Origin of the sequence: Phenylobacterium haematophilum (assembly GCF_014196295.1) — a bacterium.
Classification (GTDB): Bacteria; Pseudomonadota; Alphaproteobacteria; order Caulobacterales; family Caulobacteraceae; genus Phenylobacterium; species Phenylobacterium haematophilum.
The window spans coordinates 329,220-344,196 of sequence record NZ_JACIDK010000004.1 but is presented as its reverse complement, the minus strand read 5'-3'; the positions used below and the strand labels follow the sequence as shown (position 1 = coordinate 344,196).

Annotated in this window: 13 protein-coding genes and 2 tRNA genes; 9 read left to right on the top strand and 6 right to left on the bottom strand. The window is 67.1% G+C overall.

Annotated features, from left to right (window positions below):
* The first annotated feature begins 75 nt into the window (after window positions 1–75).
* Entirely contained in the window at window positions 76–543 is a 468-nt protein-coding gene (locus tag GGQ61_RS15760) for an Lrp/AsnC family transcriptional regulator (RefSeq protein WP_183774700.1), read from the top strand.
* Here the strand turns inward: GGQ61_RS15760 and GGQ61_RS15755 are convergent.
* On the bottom strand, window positions 540–1,223 hold the full coding sequence (locus GGQ61_RS15755; protein WP_183774697.1) for a TetR/AcrR family transcriptional regulator: 684 nt from the start codon (window positions 1,221–1,223) through the stop codon (window positions 540–542). The two genes, GGQ61_RS15760 and GGQ61_RS15755, sit on opposite strands and share 4 nt — an antisense overlap.
* Between GGQ61_RS15755 and GGQ61_RS15750 the strand changes: the two genes are divergently transcribed.
* The 6 genes from GGQ61_RS15750 to GGQ61_RS15725 all read left to right on the top strand — a co-directional run bounded on the left by GGQ61_RS15750 (window position 1,222) and on the right by GGQ61_RS15725 (window position 9,695).
* Window positions 1,222–2,370: an efflux RND transporter periplasmic adaptor subunit gene (locus tag GGQ61_RS15750; RefSeq protein WP_183774694.1), complete on the top strand. Its 1,149-nt coding sequence runs from the start codon at window positions 1,222–1,224 to the stop codon at window positions 2,368–2,370. The genes GGQ61_RS15755 and GGQ61_RS15750 overlap by 2 nt on opposite strands.
* A 24-nt stretch (window positions 2,371–2,394) precedes the next feature.
* On the top strand, window positions 2,395–5,619 hold the full coding sequence (locus tag GGQ61_RS15745; RefSeq protein ID WP_183774691.1) for an efflux RND transporter permease subunit: 3,225 nt from the start codon (window positions 2,395–2,397) through the stop codon (window positions 5,617–5,619).
* Complete coding sequence (locus GGQ61_RS15740; RefSeq protein ID WP_343056154.1) at window positions 5,616–7,019, top strand: efflux transporter outer membrane subunit; 1,404 nt, start codon at window positions 5,616–5,618, stop codon at window positions 7,017–7,019. The genes GGQ61_RS15745 and GGQ61_RS15740 overlap by 4 nt, the downstream gene beginning before the upstream one ends.
* Before the next feature lie 159 nt (window positions 7,020–7,178).
* Window positions 7,179–8,414, top strand: a complete 1,236-nt coding sequence (locus GGQ61_RS15735; RefSeq protein WP_183774688.1) for a dipeptidase — start codon at window positions 7,179–7,181, stop codon at window positions 8,412–8,414.
* Window positions 8,415–8,534: 120 nt separating this feature from the next.
* A complete protein-coding gene (locus GGQ61_RS15730) occupies window positions 8,535–8,846 on the top strand; it encodes a hypothetical protein (RefSeq protein ID WP_183774685.1) in 312 nt (103 codons plus the stop codon).
* An 84-nt stretch (window positions 8,847–8,930) separates the two neighbouring features.
* On the top strand, window positions 8,931–9,695 hold the full coding sequence (locus GGQ61_RS15725) for a hypothetical protein (protein ID WP_183774681.1): 765 nt from the start codon (window positions 8,931–8,933) through the stop codon (window positions 9,693–9,695).
* Between the two features lie 79 nt (window positions 9,696–9,774).
* Here the strand turns inward: GGQ61_RS15725 and GGQ61_RS15720 are convergent.
* A tRNA-Pro gene (locus GGQ61_RS15720) sits at window positions 9,775–9,851 on the bottom strand.
* 144 nt (window positions 9,852–9,995) lie between these two features.
* Here GGQ61_RS15720 and GGQ61_RS15715 point away from each other — a divergent pair.
* A tRNA-Gln gene (locus tag GGQ61_RS15715) sits at window positions 9,996–10,069 on the top strand.
* Window positions 10,070–10,211: 142 nt separating this feature from the next.
* Here GGQ61_RS15715 and GGQ61_RS22300 read toward each other — a convergent pair.
* Genes GGQ61_RS22300 through GGQ61_RS15705 form a run of 3 tightly spaced genes read right to left on the bottom strand, consistent with a single transcriptional unit; the run spans window position 10,212 to window position 13,360 of the window.
* Window positions 10,212–10,757: a GNAT family N-acetyltransferase gene (locus GGQ61_RS22300; protein WP_343056157.1), complete on the bottom strand. Its 546-nt coding sequence runs from the start codon at window positions 10,755–10,757 to the stop codon at window positions 10,212–10,214.
* Window positions 10,754–12,835 carry a S9 family peptidase gene (locus GGQ61_RS22295; RefSeq protein WP_246370947.1) on the bottom strand — a complete coding sequence of 694 codons (2,082 nt, stop codon included), beginning with the start codon at window positions 12,833–12,835 and terminating at the stop codon, window positions 10,754–10,756. The genes GGQ61_RS22300 and GGQ61_RS22295 overlap by 4 nt, the downstream gene beginning before the upstream one ends.
* Window positions 12,836–12,874: 39 nt before the next feature.
* Window positions 12,875–13,360, bottom strand: a complete 486-nt coding sequence (locus GGQ61_RS15705; protein WP_183774676.1) for a peroxiredoxin family protein — start codon at window positions 13,358–13,360, stop codon at window positions 12,875–12,877.
* A gap of 184 nt (window positions 13,361–13,544) precedes the next feature.
* Here GGQ61_RS15705 and GGQ61_RS15700 point away from each other — a divergent pair, with 184 nt between their 5' ends.
* The gene (locus GGQ61_RS15700) at window positions 13,545–14,369 is read left to right on the top strand and encodes a trypsin-like serine peptidase (RefSeq protein ID WP_183774673.1); all 825 of its coding nucleotides are present in this window, start codon (window positions 13,545–13,547) and stop codon (window positions 14,367–14,369) included.
* A gap of 61 nt (window positions 14,370–14,430) precedes the next feature.
* Here GGQ61_RS15700 and GGQ61_RS15695 read toward each other — a convergent pair whose 3' ends face one another.
* Window positions 14,431–14,880, bottom strand: a complete 450-nt coding sequence (locus GGQ61_RS15695) for a MaoC family dehydratase (RefSeq protein ID WP_183774670.1) — start codon at window positions 14,878–14,880, stop codon at window positions 14,431–14,433.
* Window positions 14,881–14,977: the final 97 nt, after the last annotated feature.

The following is a 14,977-nucleotide window of genomic DNA, read 5'->3' as shown; positions in this document are numbered from 1 at the left end:
GCGTGGTTTGTCGCGACTCCAATGACCCGGTCGGCCCGCTGCTCCATTCGAGATGTGCGACTGGAGGAGATGGCGATGGAGATGCAACTCGACCGATTGGACCTCAAAATCCTGTCGGCCTTGCAGGTCTCGAACCAGACCAGCGCCCATGAGCTGGCCTGTCACGTGCCGCTCTCGCCTTCAGCGATCCAGCGCCGGATTCGCAGCTATCGCAGCAATGGAGTCATCGCAGCGGACGTGTCCGTTCTCGATCCACGGCTGGCGGGCGACCACATCTCGGTGATGGTGATGATCCAGTTGTCCCAGCAAGGGCCTGCGCGGGTCGCCGATGTACGGGCCCGGCTAAGCCGCTCGCCCTATGTCCAGGTCGTAATGGAGCTATCAGGCGCTTACGACCTGATGTGCATCACGGTGTTCGAGACGATAGGTGCGTTCAATGCGTTCGTCGACGCGGAGATCGCCGACCATCCGTCCGTAGGGCGGTTCGAAACGGTGTTCGTGCGGCGGCGCGTGAAATTCGGCGCCGCGATCCCGCTGACCTAGGGGTCGATCGCCGCCTGGATGACCTTCGCCAGCCTGCGGCGCAGAGCGGCCCGCCCTTCGACGTCGAGATCATGATCGTCGGTAATGGCGCGGGAGATCGCGACGCCCATGATCAGGTCGCCGGCCAGGCGGGCGCGGACGTCGGCCTCGGGGCCGCCGAGAAAGGCCGCGAAGGGGTCGTGAAACCAGATCCGCATGGAACGGCGAAGCGGCTCTGCGGCGGCCGGGGACGAGGCCGAACGCAGCATGATCAGGAGGTGGTCCAGGCCGTCCTGGCGGTCAGGATCATCGAGGAGCTTGTCGGCGACGCGCTCGCCGAACTGGCTGAGTTCGCCCTGAAAGAGTTCCGTAGCGTCAGGTCCGCAGTTCAGGACCTCGACGAAGAGTTCCTCTTTGGAGCCGAAATAACGCGAGACGAGCGCCGCGTCGACGCGGGCTTCGGCGGCGATCTCGCGGAGGCTCGCGCCGTCATAACCCTCTTTGGCGAAACGGTTTTTCGCCGCATCGAGGATCGCTTGTCTCGTCGCCGCCGCGTTGCGCGCACGCACCGGCGCCACATTTTCGGCCATTTTCGCCGTTCGCTCCCTTGTTGTCATCGGCTGTTGACATATGTACGCCGTGTCGATGTAAAAGTCATCAACCGTTGACTTGGGCGCTCCCCCGCCCGTGGGATAAATCATGCGTAAGTTTTTCGCGCCGTTCGTCGCAACGGCCGCCGCTGCATTGGTTCTGGCCGGATGCGGCAAACCAGAGGGCCCGCCGCAGATGCCGGCGCCGGAAGTGTCCGTCGCCACGCCGCTGCGGCAATCGGTCGTCGATTGGGACGATTTCACTGGACGCTTCGAAGCGCCGGAGCGCGTCGATGTGCGCGCCCGCACCAGCGGCTACTTGCAAGCCGCTCACTTCCGCGAAGGCCAGTTCGTCAGGAAGGGCCAACTGCTGTTCACCCTGGACCCGCGTCCGGCAGAGGCGCAGCTCGCCGCAGCCCGGGCGCAGGCCAAGCTGGCCGCCGCCGACCTGGCCCGCGCCGAAACTTTGCTGAAGGTTCAGGCCATCAGCCGCGAGGAGTACGACAACAAGCGCGCCGCCAGCGAGGTCGCCCAGGCGACCGTGCAGGCCCGAGCCCTGGACCTGGAATTCACCCGCGTCACCGCCCCGACCTCGGGCGTCGTCTCGGACCGCCGGGTCGATCCGGGCAACGTCATCTCCGGCGGCGGCGCCGGTGCGGACGTGCTGACCACGATCGTCTCCACCACGCCGATCCACTTCCTGTTCGACGCTTCCGAAGCCCAGCTGCTCAAGGATCAGAGGGCGACGGGCAAGGGCGGAAAGGTGCAGATCCGTCTGCAGGACGAGGCCGACTACCGATGGACCGGCCAGGTCGATTTCACCGACAACAGCATCGACGGCCAGTCCGGCGCCATCCGCATGCGGGCCGTGGTTCCCAACCCGAACGGCTTCCTGAAGCCGGGGATGTTCGCCAAGGCCAAGGTCGAAGGCGGCCAAGCCTATGACGCGCTGCTGGTGCCGGAAGACGCCATTGTCGCCGACGGCGCCCGCAAGGCGGTTAATGTTGTGGCCGCCGACGGCTCGGTGACCCTGAAGCCGGTCGAGCTTGGCCCGACCACCCAGGGCCTGCGGGTCATCCGCAGCGGCATCAAGCCCGACGACAGGGTCATCGTGAACGGCGGCGTCCGCCTGATGGGTCCGAACATGAAGGTCAAGGCCAAGGTCGTGACGATCGAGCCCAAGAAGGCCGCGGCGCAAGCTACGTCCACTGTCACCATTCCCGTGGCCTCGAGCGCCACGCCGGTCGGCGCCCGCTAAGGGCCCGATCCAGGACCGGAATCCATGCGTTTCTCGCACTTCTTCATCGACCGCCCGATCTTCGCGGGCGTGCTGTCGGTGTTCATCGCCCTGATCGGGGCCTTCGCCTTGCCGCTACTGCCGCTGTCGCAGTACCCGGACATCGCGCCCCCGACCATCGCGGTCACCGCCGTCTATCCCGGCGCCTCGGCCGAGACTCTCGCCGAGACTGTCGCCGCGCCGATCGAACAGGAAATCAACGGCGTCGAGGGCATGCTCTACATGACCTCGTCGTCGACCGCCGACGGCATGGCGACGATTTCCGTGACCTTCGAGCCGGGCACCGACCTCGACGCCGCGCAGGTGCTCGTCCAGAACCGGGTGGCGCTCGCCACGCCGCGCCTGCCAGAGCAGGTGCGCCAAGTCGGCGTCACTGTGAACAAGCAGCTGTCCGGCTTCCTGCTGCTGGTCGCCCTGACCTCGGAGGACCCGAACGCCGACCTCGACCACATCGGCAACTTCGCGAACTCGACGGTTCGCGACCGTCTGCTGCGCATCAAGGGCGTCGGCGGCGTGCAGGTGTTCGGCGGCGGCTTCTACTCGATGCGGGTCTGGATCGACCCCGGCAAGGCCTCAGCGCGCAACCTGACCTCAGACGAGATCGTGGCGGCGCTTCGGGCCCAGAACGTCCAGGCCGCGGGCGGCGCTCTCGGCCAGGCCCCGAACGACACCGGCGCGGCCTTCCAGCTGCCGGTGCAGGTCCAGGGCCGTCTGGCCGACCCGGAAGAGTTCGCCAACATCGTCATCCGCACCGACGCCGACGGACGCGTGACGCGCGTACGCGACATCGGCCGGGTCGAGCTGGGCGCCCAGGACTACGGGATGCGCGGCTACTTCGACGGCAACCGCGGCATCGGCCTGGCGATTATCCAGCAGCCGGGCGCCAACGCTCTGTCGACCGCCGCCGAAGTCATGAAGGCGGTCGAGGAACTCAAGCCGTCCATGCCTCAAGGCGTGAGCTACTCCATCCCCTACAACCCGACCGAATTCGTCGAGGCGTCGGTCTCGTCGGTGCAGAGCACTCTGTTCGAAGCGGTGATCCTCGTCGTCGTCGTGATCATGGTGTTCCTGCAGACTTGGCGCGCGGCGATCATTCCGATCCTCGCCATCCCGGTCGCGCTGGTCGGCACCTTCGCGGTCCAATTGGCGCTTGGCTACTCGTTGAACTCGCTGTCGATGTTCGCCCTCGTGCTGGCGGTCGGCATCGTGGTCGACGACGCCATCGTCGTCGTCGAGGCGGTCGAGCGGAACATACGTCGAGGCATGACGCCCAGGGAGGCGGCCTTCAGGACCATGGACGAAGTGTCCGGCGCCCTGATCGCCATTGGGCTGGTGCTGCTGGCTGTGTTCGTGCCGACCGCGTTCATGCCCGGCATCCCCGGCATGTTCTTCCGCCAGTTCGCCGTGACCATCTCGGCGGCCTCGGTGATCTCGCTGCTAACCTCACTGACCCTGTCGCCGGCCCTGGCCGCGCTCCTGCTGAAGCCGCACGTCGAGCATTCTCTCGACACCGGCCCGCGCTGGATGCGGCCGATCAAGATGGCCGGTCAGAAGTTCAACAGCGGCTTCGATTGGCTGAGCGACAAGTACGGCGCGCTGACCGCCCGCCTGGTGCGCGCCAGCATGATCGTGCTGGTGATCTATGCGGGCCTGATCCTGCTGACCGGCTGGCGCCTGACCGCCACTCCGACCGGCTTTATCCCGCAGCAGGACCAGGGCTTCCTGATCGGCGTCGTCCAGCTTCCGCCGGGCGCCTCGCTCGAGCGTACGGATGCTGTCGTCCGCCAAGCCGCGGCCATCGTGCAGGACACCCCTGGCGTTCAGGGCGTCTCCGCCTTCGCCGGCCTCGACGGAGCCAGCTTCTCGGCCATGTCCAACGGCGGCGTGTTCTTCGTGAAGCTCGACGACTGGTCCAAGCGCGGCAAGGAAATGAGCGCCGACAACATGGCGGGCATGGTCATGGGTCGCCTGTCGGGCATTCAGGAAGCGAACATCTTCTTCCTGGCTCCGCCGCCCGTCGAGGGCATGGGCAATGCCGGCGGCTTCAAGATGATGGTCCAGGACCGCTCGGGCGCCGGCTACGCCGCGCTGGAGCAGGCCGCCAACGGTCTCGTCGGCGCCGCCTCGCAGACCCCGCAGAGCACGGTCGGCGTCTTCTCGCAGTTCAACACCGGCTCGCCCCGGGTGACCGCCGAGATCGACCGCGACAAGGCTCTGCTGATGGGGGTTCAGCCCGGCGCGATCTATGACGCCATGAGCACCTATCTCGGCTCGACCTACGTCAACGACTTCAACCTGCTCGGCCGCACCTTCCGGGTGACCGCGCAGGCGGAGTCCGACGCGCGGGACGATCCGTCCGACATCGCCGGCATCAAGGTCCGTTCCGCTTCCGGCGGCATGGTTCCGCTGGGCTCGCTGGCCACAGTGAAGGACGAGACCGGTCCGGTCCGCGTGGTCCGCTACAACCTCTTCCCCGCCGCAGAAGTGCAGGGCGGCGCGCCTCCGGGGGTCGCCTCGGGCGATGCGCTCACGGCGATGGAGCAGCATGCGGCCAAGGTGCTGCCGGCCGGCTTCAGCTACGAGTGGACGGAACTGGCCTACCAGGAGAAGGCGGCCGGCAACTCCGGCGCCCTGATCTTCGTCCTCGCGGTGGTGTTCGTGTTCCTGGTGCTGGCTGCCCAGTACGAGGCCTTTACCCTGCCGCTGGCGGTCATCCTGATCGTGCCGATGTGTATCCTCGCAGCGATCCTCGGGGTGAACCTGCGTGGCCAGGACAACAACATCCTGACCCAGATCGGCCTGATCGTCCTCGTCGCGCTCGCCGCCAAGAACGCGATCCTCATCGTCGAATTCGCCAAGCAGGCGGAAGAAGACGAGGGCGCCAATCGGTTCGACGCGGCCATTCAGGCGGCCCGGACGCGTCTGCGGCCGATCTTGATGACCTCGTTCGCCTTCATCCTGGGCGTGCTGCCGCTGGCGATCGCGACGGGGCCGGGGGCGGAGATGCGTCAGGCGCTGGGCACGGCGGTGTTCTTCGGGATGCTGGGGGTGACCATCTTCGGCCTGATCTTCACGCCGGTCTTCTACGTGCTCTGTCGCTGGCTGGCCGCGCGCCTGCCGAAGGCCAAGGGCAAGGAAGAGAAGACCTATCCGACCACCGGGGGCGGCACGCCGCACCACCCGCTCGAGTACGAAGGAGGCGCGAAGTGATCCGCCTTAAGATGATCCCTGCGCTGCTGGGCGCCACGGCGCTGACCGCCTGCGCCGCCGGACCGAACTACAAGGTCCCGGCGCCGGTCGCGTCGGGGCAGGGGACGTTCATCTCGGCCGAACCGGGGATCGCCGCGGCCGAGGCTCCGCCCGGCGACTGGTGGCGGCTGTTCCAGGATCCGACCCTCGATGGTCTGGTTCAGGAGGCCCTGGTCGCCAACAAGGACGTCGCCGTCGCCGCCGCGAACCTCTCCCGGGTGCGGGCGGTGCTGAACGAGACCCGCTCGGGGCTGCTGCCGTCGACCACCATCTCGGCCTCGGGCCAGCGGGTCCGGGGCCAGGACCTGGTGACGGGCCAGTTCGCCGACGGCGACCAGTACCGGGCCGGCTTCGACATGTCCTACGAGGTCGACCTGTTCGGCCGCGTGCGTCGCAGCCTAGAGGCCAACCGCGCCGACGTGGCCGCCGCGCAAGCGGCGCTCGACGTGGTTCGGGTCTCGGTCGCCGCCGAGACCGCCCGGGCTTATGCCGATATCTGTGCGGCCAACGCCCAGATCGCGGTGACCCGGCGTACCATCGAGCTGCAGCAGAACACCTATGACCTGACCGCTCGTCAGCTCGAAGCCGGACGCGGCACCGCGGCCGACACCTCGGCGGCGGCGACGCAGCTGGAGACCTCGAAGGCGGTGCTGCCGTCTCTCGACGCCCAGCGGTCGGCGGCGCTGTTCCGACTGGCCCTGCTGACCGGCAAGACGCCGGCCGAGGCGCCCCAGGCGGTGCTGAGTTGCCAGACCACCCCGCAGGTGGTCCAGGCGATCCCGGTCGGCGACGGCGCGGGCATGCTCGCCCGGCGTCCGGACGTGCGCCAAGCCGAGCGTGAGCTCGCCGCGGCCACCGCCCGGATCGGCATCGCGACCGCCTCGCTCTACCCGTCCGTGACCATTGGCGGCGGCATCGCCACCACGGGCGCGCGGACCGGAGATCTCGGCGACGACTACACCTTCAATGTCGGGCCGCTGATCAACTGGAGCTTCCCGAACATCCTGGCCGCCCGCGCCCGCGTGAAGCAGGCAGGCGCCGGGGCCGAGGCGGCGCTGGCCAACTTCGAGAAGGCCAACCTGACCGCGCTGCAGGAGACCGAGACAGCGTTGACCCAGTACGCCCGCGAGCTTGATCGCCGCGCCGCGCTCAAGCGCGCCCGTGACGAAGGCGCGACCGCGGCGCGGTTGGCCCGGCTGCGCAATGAAGCCGGCGTCGACAGTCTGCTGAACGTGCTGGTGGCCGAGCGCCAACTGGCTTCGCTGGAGGCCCAGCTTGCCCAGTCCGACGCCCAGGTGACCACCAGCCAGATCGCCCTCTTCAAGGCGCTGGGCGGTGGCTGGGAAGCCGGCGGCGAATGACCTGTGCAAGGCGAGGGCGCGTCCCTCGCCTTGTCGCCCCGCTGCGGCCTAGCTCCTAGCTGCGGCAGAAAATCTCCGTTGAGACAATAATTCCTATCAACAGTGTGGGAATATAGCGGCGATCGCGCTGGGGCGGCGCCGGTTTCATTGGAGAAGATCATGATCTCGAACGTGCGCCTGGCGCGTCACACCCTGCTGGCCGCGGGGGCGATGCTGGCCTTGATGTCGGTCCCGGCGGTCGCCGCGGACGTTTCGGCCGTCCACGGGCGGGCCCTGGTGCTCGACGGCCACGTCGACGTTCTGCTGTCAGGGACCAACGCGCGCTATTACGCGCCGGACGGCAGGTCCTATACGGAGCTCGACAAGCTTAAGGCCGGCGGCGTCGACGCCCTGGTCTATGCGGTCGCTGTCTCCACCGGGCCGGACACGCCCGAGGGCCATGCGGCCGCTCGCGCGGAGGCCGACGTCAAGCTGGCGGCGATCCGCAAGTTGGCGGCCGACCATCCCGCCGACATCGCGATCGCCCTTTCCGCCGAGGACGTGCGCACGATCGTCGGACAGGGAAAGATCGCGGTGCTGATCAGCTTCCAGAACGCCTACTCGCTGCAGCCCGACGTCGCTGAATTCGATCGTCTGAAGGCCGACGGTGTGAGGGTCGCGGCGCTGAACCACGCCGGCAACAACGCCTTCGCCGATTCCTCACGGCCGCAGCAGGGGGCGGGCGAGCAGCACGGCGGGCTGTCGCCGCTTGGCAAGGCGGCGGTCGGACGGCTGAACGACCTGGGGATGCTGATCGACATCTCGCAGTTGACGCCTAAGGGCGTGTTCCAGACGCTGGAACTGACCCGCACGCCGGTCGTGGCGACCCACTCGGCGGCGCGTGGCCTGGCCGACAACACCCGCAACCTTTCGGACGCCGAGCTCGACGCGATCAAGGCCAACGGCGGGGTGGTGCAGGTCGTGCCGTTCAACGCCTATCTGCTGCCCTCGCCGGCGGACTATGCGCCGCGTCTGAAGGCGTTGCGGGCCCAATACGGGCTAGCCGCCGACAAGCCTGGCTACCAGGGGGCGGACGATCTGCCGGCGGAGCGACGCGACGCGTTCTTCGCCGCCTACCGGGCCCTGTCGCCCCAGGCGACGCTGAAGGACTACGTCGATCACATCGACTACATCGCCAAGCGCATCGGGGCCGACCACGTCGGCGTCGGTACGGACTTCAACCATGGTTCGGGCATTCCCGGCTTCCGGGACGAGGCCGACGCCCCCAACGTGACAGGCGAACTGCTGGCGCGCGGCTATAGCGAGGAGCAGGTCGACGCGATCTGGGGCGGGAACTTCCTGCGCGTCCTGGCGGCGGCCGAGGCGGGCGCAAAGGGGCAGTCCAAGGCCGACTAGGCGGGGGCGCAGCCGCGGGCGGCATCAGCAGACAAGCGGACGCGAACTAAGGGATTCGCCGGGTATAGGCGCTCAGCAGTTTGGGCGACCATTCCTTCTCAACCATAGAGGACGTGCGAAATGGTCCGACTGAAGAATCCCTGGGCGAGCGTACGGTTCGTCTCGCTCCTGGCGGTAGGCGGGTTGGCTTTGAGCGGCTGCGCCACAACTGACTATGTCGATCAGCAGATCGCCACGGTGAACGGGCGCATCGACGCTGTCGACGCCAAGGCGACGGATGCGATTCAGCGTGCCGACGCCGCCAATAGTGCGGCCCAGGCCGCCGCCGGCGACGCCCGCAACGCGAATCAGCGCCTCGACCAACTGACCGCTCGGGTGGACCGGGTCGAGCAGGCGGCCGCTGCGCGTCCCACAAAGATGCCGAGAAACTGATCGTCCCAATTTCGACGATCTGCGCCGTCACACGTTCGTTCTTTGCGCCGCAGGTTGCGGCGTTGGGTTGGTGGGACGAATTCCATGCGCGATCCTTTGAAAGCGTTGTTGGCGGCCTGGGCGCTTGGCGTGTTGTCGGTCGGGGTTTCTGCAGCCTCGACCGCAGCCGCTGCGACGCCCGAAGTCCCGGCCGAGCAGGCGCAGACGCCGGCCTCGAAAGAGGTCGTGCGGCTCGCCGACTGGGTGATCGCTTCCGGCGACTACAACGGCCTGCCGTTCATCATCATCGACAAGGTGTCGGCCGAAGTCTTCGTGTTCGGCGCTGACGGCCGCCTTCGCGGCGTGGCGCCCGCCCTGCTGGGGCTGGCGCGCGGCGACGATTCGGCGCCCGGGATCGGCGAGAAGGAACTCGCCAAGATTCCGCCCGAGGAACGCACGACGCCTGCTGGCCGATTCGTCGCGGGCTTCGGCGAGGAGCCGGGAGACAAGGACATCTTCTGGGTGGACTACGAGACTGCGGTGTCGCTGCATCAGGTGGTGACCAACAATCCGCGGGAACACCGCCTGCAGCGGCTGCGGTCGCCGGGCGCCGACGACAATCGGATCACGTTCGGCTGCATCAATGTGCCGGTCGAGTTCTACCAACAGATCGTGCTGCCGACCTTCAAGAGCACCAAGGGCGTTGTCTATGTGCTGCCGGAGACCCGCTCGTTGGAGCAGGTCTTCCTGGACTTCCAGCCGCAGGACGATTCACGCTCGCAACTGGCCGCCACCGGCGCGTCGGGCGTAGACGCATCGGACACCGTCGCCGGCGGGCCGATCGACGTCTTCCCGTACGCGCATCGCTGAGCAGGTGAAGCGCGCTTGGCGCATGTGTCACGGCGTCCCATCGCCGTGCTCGGGTCGCCCTCGGGATGGGCGGGAAAAATGGTCGGAGTGGCAGGATTCGAACCTGCGACCCCCGCGTCCCGAACGCGGTGCTCTACCAGACTGAGCCACACTCCGACTTGGGAGGGCGCCTTATAGAGGCGATCGTTCAGCACCGCAAGCGGGTCAGAAAGACCTTTTTTGGGGCGTTGCATCCTGCGAACTGTTGGGCTATCTCCACGCCCTCGCCGCGGGGGACATATCCTCCGTAGCCGTTCCTGCTGGGGAATGGTGTAATGGTAACACTGCGGTTTTTGGTACCGTCATTCTAGGTTCGAGTCCTAGTTCCCCAGCCATATCCTCCTGAAATTGAGCGAAGGTCCGACGCCACGACGCCGCCCGTCTGGCGCCTGCCGTGACGGCCTCATCCGCACGGTCGCTCGGTGAGCTGTGGCGGCCTGGCAGGGCCAGCCAGGCCGGCCGGTTGGCAAGGGGCGCTTAGGCCCCGCCCAGGACCATGCCGGCGGCGTCAGGCGCGCTCGTGTCGCCGCCGTTGAGCGCTTTGCGCATCCAGACGATGTCGACCCAGCGTCCCTTCTTCCAGCCGAAGCCCTTGCCGACCCCGGCGTGCTCGAACCCGAGCGACCGATGCAGGCCGATCGAGCCGGCGTTCTCCGAGTCGCCGATCACCGCGACGACTTGGCGGATGCCGAACGCTTCGCAGGCCTGGATCACCGCCCCAAGGACCGCCTTGCCGACGCCCCGGCCGAGCGCGTCGGGCGCGATGTAGACGCTGTCCTCGACGGTGTAGCGATAGGCCGCGCGGGGGCGGAATGGACCGGCATAGGCGAAGCCCAGTATGCGGCCGGCGTCCTCGGCGACCAGATAGGGGAGGCCGCGCTCGACGATCGCCTGGCGGCGGGCGGCCATGTCCTGGACGCTGGGCGGGACCTCTTCGAAGGTCCCGAAGCCGTTCAGCACGTGATGGCCGTAGATCTCGGCCAAGGCCGTGGCGTCCTCCGTCGTCGAAGCCCTTACGATCACTGTTCCCAACCCCGTTCCTGCGCCCAGATTGCGAAGGCGTAGTCGAGCGCGATCTCCTTGAGGAAGTCGAAACGGCCCGAAGCGCCGCCGTGCCCGGCCTCCATGTTGATCTTGAGCAGGATGGGAGCGTCGCCGGTCGTATTGTCGCGCAGCTTGGCGACCCACTTTTGCGGCTCCCAGTAGGTGACGCGCGGATCGCTGAGGCCGCCCGTCGCGAGGATCGGCGGATAGGGCTTGGCTGCGACCTGGTCGTAGGGGCTGTAGCTCGCGATGCGATCGTAGGCCTCGGCGTCCTCCAGCGGATTGCCCCATTCGGGCCATTCCGGCGGGGTCAGGGGCAGGGTGGTGTCGCTCATGGTGTTGAGCACATCGACGAACGGCACGGCGGCGACGATGCCGCTCCAGAGGTCCGGACGCATGTTGACCACAGCGCCCATCAACATGCCGCCGGCCGAGCCGCCATAGGCGACCATCCGCCCCGCCTTGCCGTAACCGTTGGCGCTCAGGTGTTCGGCGCAGGCGATGAAGTCGGTGAAGGTGTTGGTCTTCTTCTCCTTGCGGCCATCGAGGAACCAGCCCCAGCCCTTATCGGAGCCGCCGCGGATATGCGCCACCGCCCAGATCCAGCCGCGGTCCACGAGGCTGAGGTTGCGGATCGAGAAGGTCGGCTCCATGGCGTGCCCGTAGGAGCCGTAGCCGTAAAGCAGCAGCGGCGCCGAGCCGTCGAGCGGTGTGTCCTTCAGCATCAGCACCGTGATGGGCACCTGGGCCCCGTCGTGGGCCGTGGCGTAGAGGCGGCGCGCGACGTAGCGGGCGGGATCGTGGCCGGACGGGATCTCCTGGGTCTTGCGCAGCGTCCGCTCACGGCTGGCCATGTCGTAGTCGAACCACTGCCGCGGCGTCGTCGGCGACTGATAGACGAAGCGGGTCAGCGTGGTGTCGTACTCCAGCCCGCCTTCCAGCGAGAGCGCGTAGGCCTCCTCGTCGAAGGCGATCTCGTGGCTTGCGCCGTCACGCGCCATGATCACGATGCGGTCGTTGGCGTTCACTCGCTCCAGCCGCGCCAGGAAGTCGGCGAAGGCGGCGAATCCGGTAATGAAGCGGCCGGGCTCATGAGCCACGAAATCGGTCCAGGTCGCGCGGGCGGGGACGGGCGCCGACGACTGAACGAGTTTGAAGTCCACCGCGCCGTCGGCGTTGGTGCGGATCACCCAGCGGTCCGACCAATGGTCGAGCTCGTACTTCACGCCTTCCTGGCGCGGCTCGGCGACAACCGGTGCGGCGGTCGGATCGGCGGCCGGGATCAGCCACAGCTCGGTGGTCTCCTGGTTGCCGACGTGGATCAGCACGTGGCTGCGGTCCGAGGCCAGGCCTACGCCCAGGAACATGCCCTCGTCGGTCTCCTCGTAGACAAGCACGTCCTCCCCGCCGCGAACTGGCCGCCGATAGACCTTCGAGGGGCGGGCGTTTTCGTCGCGCCAGATCCAGAAGATCCATTCGCTGTCGGGCGAGAACACGAACGAGCCGTAGGCGCTGTCGATGGTGTGTTCGAGCGTCTGGCCGCTCTCCAGATCCTTGACCCGGATGGTATAATACTCCGAGCCCTGCTCGTCGGCGGCCCAGGCGTAGAGCTTGTGGTCGGGGCTGTGGCTTGCGGCGCCGACCTGAAAGAACGCCTTGCCCTTCGCCAGGGCGTCTTCGTCCAGCAGCACCTGTTCTTCGCCGCCGCCGCGCGCGCAGCGGCCGTGGACGGGGTGCTCGGCCCCGATCTCGTAGCGGGCATAGTATTCCCAGGGGCCGTCGGGGGTGGGGACGCTGGAATCGTCCTCCTTGATGCGGCCCTTCATCTCGGCGAACAACTGGGCCTGCAGCGCCTCGGTCTTCTCAAGCAGCGCCTTGGTGTAGGCGTTCTCGGCCTCGAGGTGCTCGCGGATGTCAGCCCGCAGGACCTTGGGATCGCGGAGCACCTCGCGCCAGTTGTCGTCCTTCATCCAGGCATAGTCGTCGGTGCGGCTGCGTCCGAGCTGTTCGATGACCTTGGGGACGCGGGCGGCGGCGGGGGGCTTGGGTGCGCTCATGGCAAGCTAAATGCGCCGCCGCGGCCTGCGTCTCAAGACCTAGAGCAGAACCGCGTCCACTGCCGTGCAGGCGAACTCCTCAATGGTGTTCTCGACCGCCAGCCTCTCAATCACCGCGTCCTTGAGGATCATGGTGTAGCGGGCGCTGCGTTCGCCCAGGTGGTAGCTGTCGGCTCGCACGCTGAGTCCAAGCTTTCGGGTCAGTTCGAGGTTGCCGTCGGAGAGGAAGCGGATTTTACGGTCGGGGTCGAGCTCCTGGGCCCAGCGGTCCATGACCCAGGGGTCGTTGGGTGTGATGCAGGCCAGCAGCTGGAATCCAGCCGAGCTCAGCCGCTCGGCGTTGCTGATGAAATCAGGGAGGTGCCTTTGGGCGCAGGTCGGGCTGAAGGCTCCGGGCATGCCCATGACAATGGCGCGCTTGCCCGCGAACAGTCGCTCGGTCGACAGGACCGTCAGCTCGCCGTTTTGGAGTTCTGCGAGGGAGGCCGGCGGGATCCGGAGACCCGCGGCGATACGCTTCAACATGCTCGGCTCAACTCTCCGTGCGAGCCTTGCGCTGGCCGCGCTACTGGCTGCTTAATTGCGCACATGAACGCGCCGCGCGGCAATCGGGCGCGGTTCGGCGGACTTTCCGCTAACGGCGTTCTTAACTAAGTAACGCTCATCGTCGGGGAGCGTACGAGTTCTTTAGTTTCTAGGGGCGAATGCCTTGGATCTTGCAGTTGAGTTGATACACGCGACCGTCCAGCTGGAGCAGCCGCTGGGCGATGGAACGCGCACGGTGGGCACCGGGTTCCTCATCGCCGAAACCGGGCCGGACGGCGCGCCCCGCACGGTGCTGGTGACCGCCAATCACGTGCTGGCCAAAATGCCTGGCGCCGAAGCGCGGATCGGCTATCGCATCTCCAATCCTGACGGCAGCTGGAGTTATTCGCCCCAGACGTTGAAGATCCGGGACGTGAACGGCGCGCAACTTTGGACCAAGCATCCCTCGCGCGATGTCGCGGCGATCTCGATCACGGCGCCGGAAGCCTTCGCCAAGTCCGCCATTCCGATGGCGTGGCTCGCTGGCGACGACACCTTCCAGTCGAACCATATAGGCGCCGGCGACGAGATGATGGCTCTCGGCTTCCCGCGAGGGCTGGCGGCGAACCAGGCGGGCTTCCCGATCCTGCGTTCGGGCCGCGTCGCCTCGTTCCCGGTGGCGCCGGCCCAGGTGTTCCCGACCTTCCTGCTCGACTTCACGGTGTTCCCGGGCAATTCGGGCGGTCCGGTCTTCATGTCGCAGGCGGCCCATCGCCGGGTCGGCGGCGCCGATGCTGGTCAGGACGTCCAGTTCATCGCCGGTCTGCTGACCCAGCAGGTCGAGCTGAACAACGAGCGTCTGGAGATCGGCATCGTCACCCACGCCAAGTTCATCCGTGAGACGATGGCGCTCATGGACGACCCGCATGCGCCGATCACGGTCGCCCGGGCCGAGACTATGACCGGCGCGCGCGCCGCTTCGGCCGAGGAAGCGGTCTCACCGCAATGAAAAACGCCGCCCGTCGCAGAGACGAGCGGCGTTCTCATGATCTGACGACCAGTCGGAGCGCTTAGGCGCCGTAGACCACCGAGATGGTCTCGGCGATGCAGGCTGGCTTGGTCTCGCCTTCGATCTCGATGGTGCACTCGTTCTTCAGCTGCATGCCGCCGGCCTTCGGCTCCGCGCCGATCAGCTTTTGGCGCATCCGCACGCGCTTGCCGACGCGGACCATATTAATGAAGCGGACCTTGTCCGAGCCGTAGTTGATGCCGCGGGTAACGCCCTTGATCGGCAGCATGCCTGCGCCCAGGAACGGGATCAGCGACAGGGTCAGGTAACCGTGGGCGATCGGGCCGCCGATTTCCTTCGTCGCGCGCTCGACGTCGACGTGGATCCACTGATGGTCGCCGGTGGCTTCGGCGAATTGGTTGACCCGCTCCTGGGTGATTTCGACCCAGTCCGACACGCCGACTTCCTGACCGACCAGGCCGGGCAGATCCTTGAACTCCACCGGGTTCATCGTTTGCTCCCAAATCAATTGAAACAGATGTTCGAGATCTAGCACCTGTCTGGGCGCTCGCAACGCCTTTACGCCGCCGCCAGGGACATTAAAGAGC

Excerpts from the sequence above, each read along its gene's own strand:
- GGQ61_RS15760 (WP_183774700.1), top strand. The coding sequence starts at position 76 with ATGGAGATGCAACTCGACCGATTGGACCTCAAAATCCTGTCGGCCTTG.
- GGQ61_RS15750 (WP_183774694.1), top strand. The coding sequence starts at position 1,222 with ATGCGTAAGTTTTTCGCGCCGTTCGTCGCAACGGCCGCCGCTGCATTG.
- GGQ61_RS15755 (WP_183774697.1), bottom strand. The coding sequence starts at position 1,223 with ATGATTTATCCCACGGGCGGGGGAGCGCCCAAGTCAACGGTTGATGAC.
- GGQ61_RS15745 (WP_183774691.1), top strand. The coding sequence starts at position 2,395 with ATGCGTTTCTCGCACTTCTTCATCGACCGCCCGATCTTCGCGGGCGTG.
- GGQ61_RS15735 (WP_183774688.1), top strand. The coding sequence starts at position 7,179 with ATGATCTCGAACGTGCGCCTGGCGCGTCACACCCTGCTGGCCGCGGGG.
- GGQ61_RS15730 (WP_183774685.1), top strand. The coding sequence starts at position 8,535 with ATGGTCCGACTGAAGAATCCCTGGGCGAGCGTACGGTTCGTCTCGCTC.
- GGQ61_RS15725 (WP_183774681.1), top strand. The coding sequence starts at position 8,931 with ATGCGCGATCCTTTGAAAGCGTTGTTGGCGGCCTGGGCGCTTGGCGTG.
- GGQ61_RS22295 (WP_246370947.1), bottom strand. The coding sequence starts at position 12,835 with ATGAGCGCACCCAAGCCCCCCGCCGCCGCCCGCGTCCCCAAGGTCATC.
- GGQ61_RS15705 (WP_183774676.1), bottom strand. The coding sequence starts at position 13,360 with ATGTTGAAGCGTATCGCCGCGGGTCTCCGGATCCCGCCGGCCTCCCTC.
- GGQ61_RS15695 (WP_183774670.1), bottom strand. The coding sequence starts at position 14,880 with ATGAACCCGGTGGAGTTCAAGGATCTGCCCGGCCTGGTCGGTCAGGAA.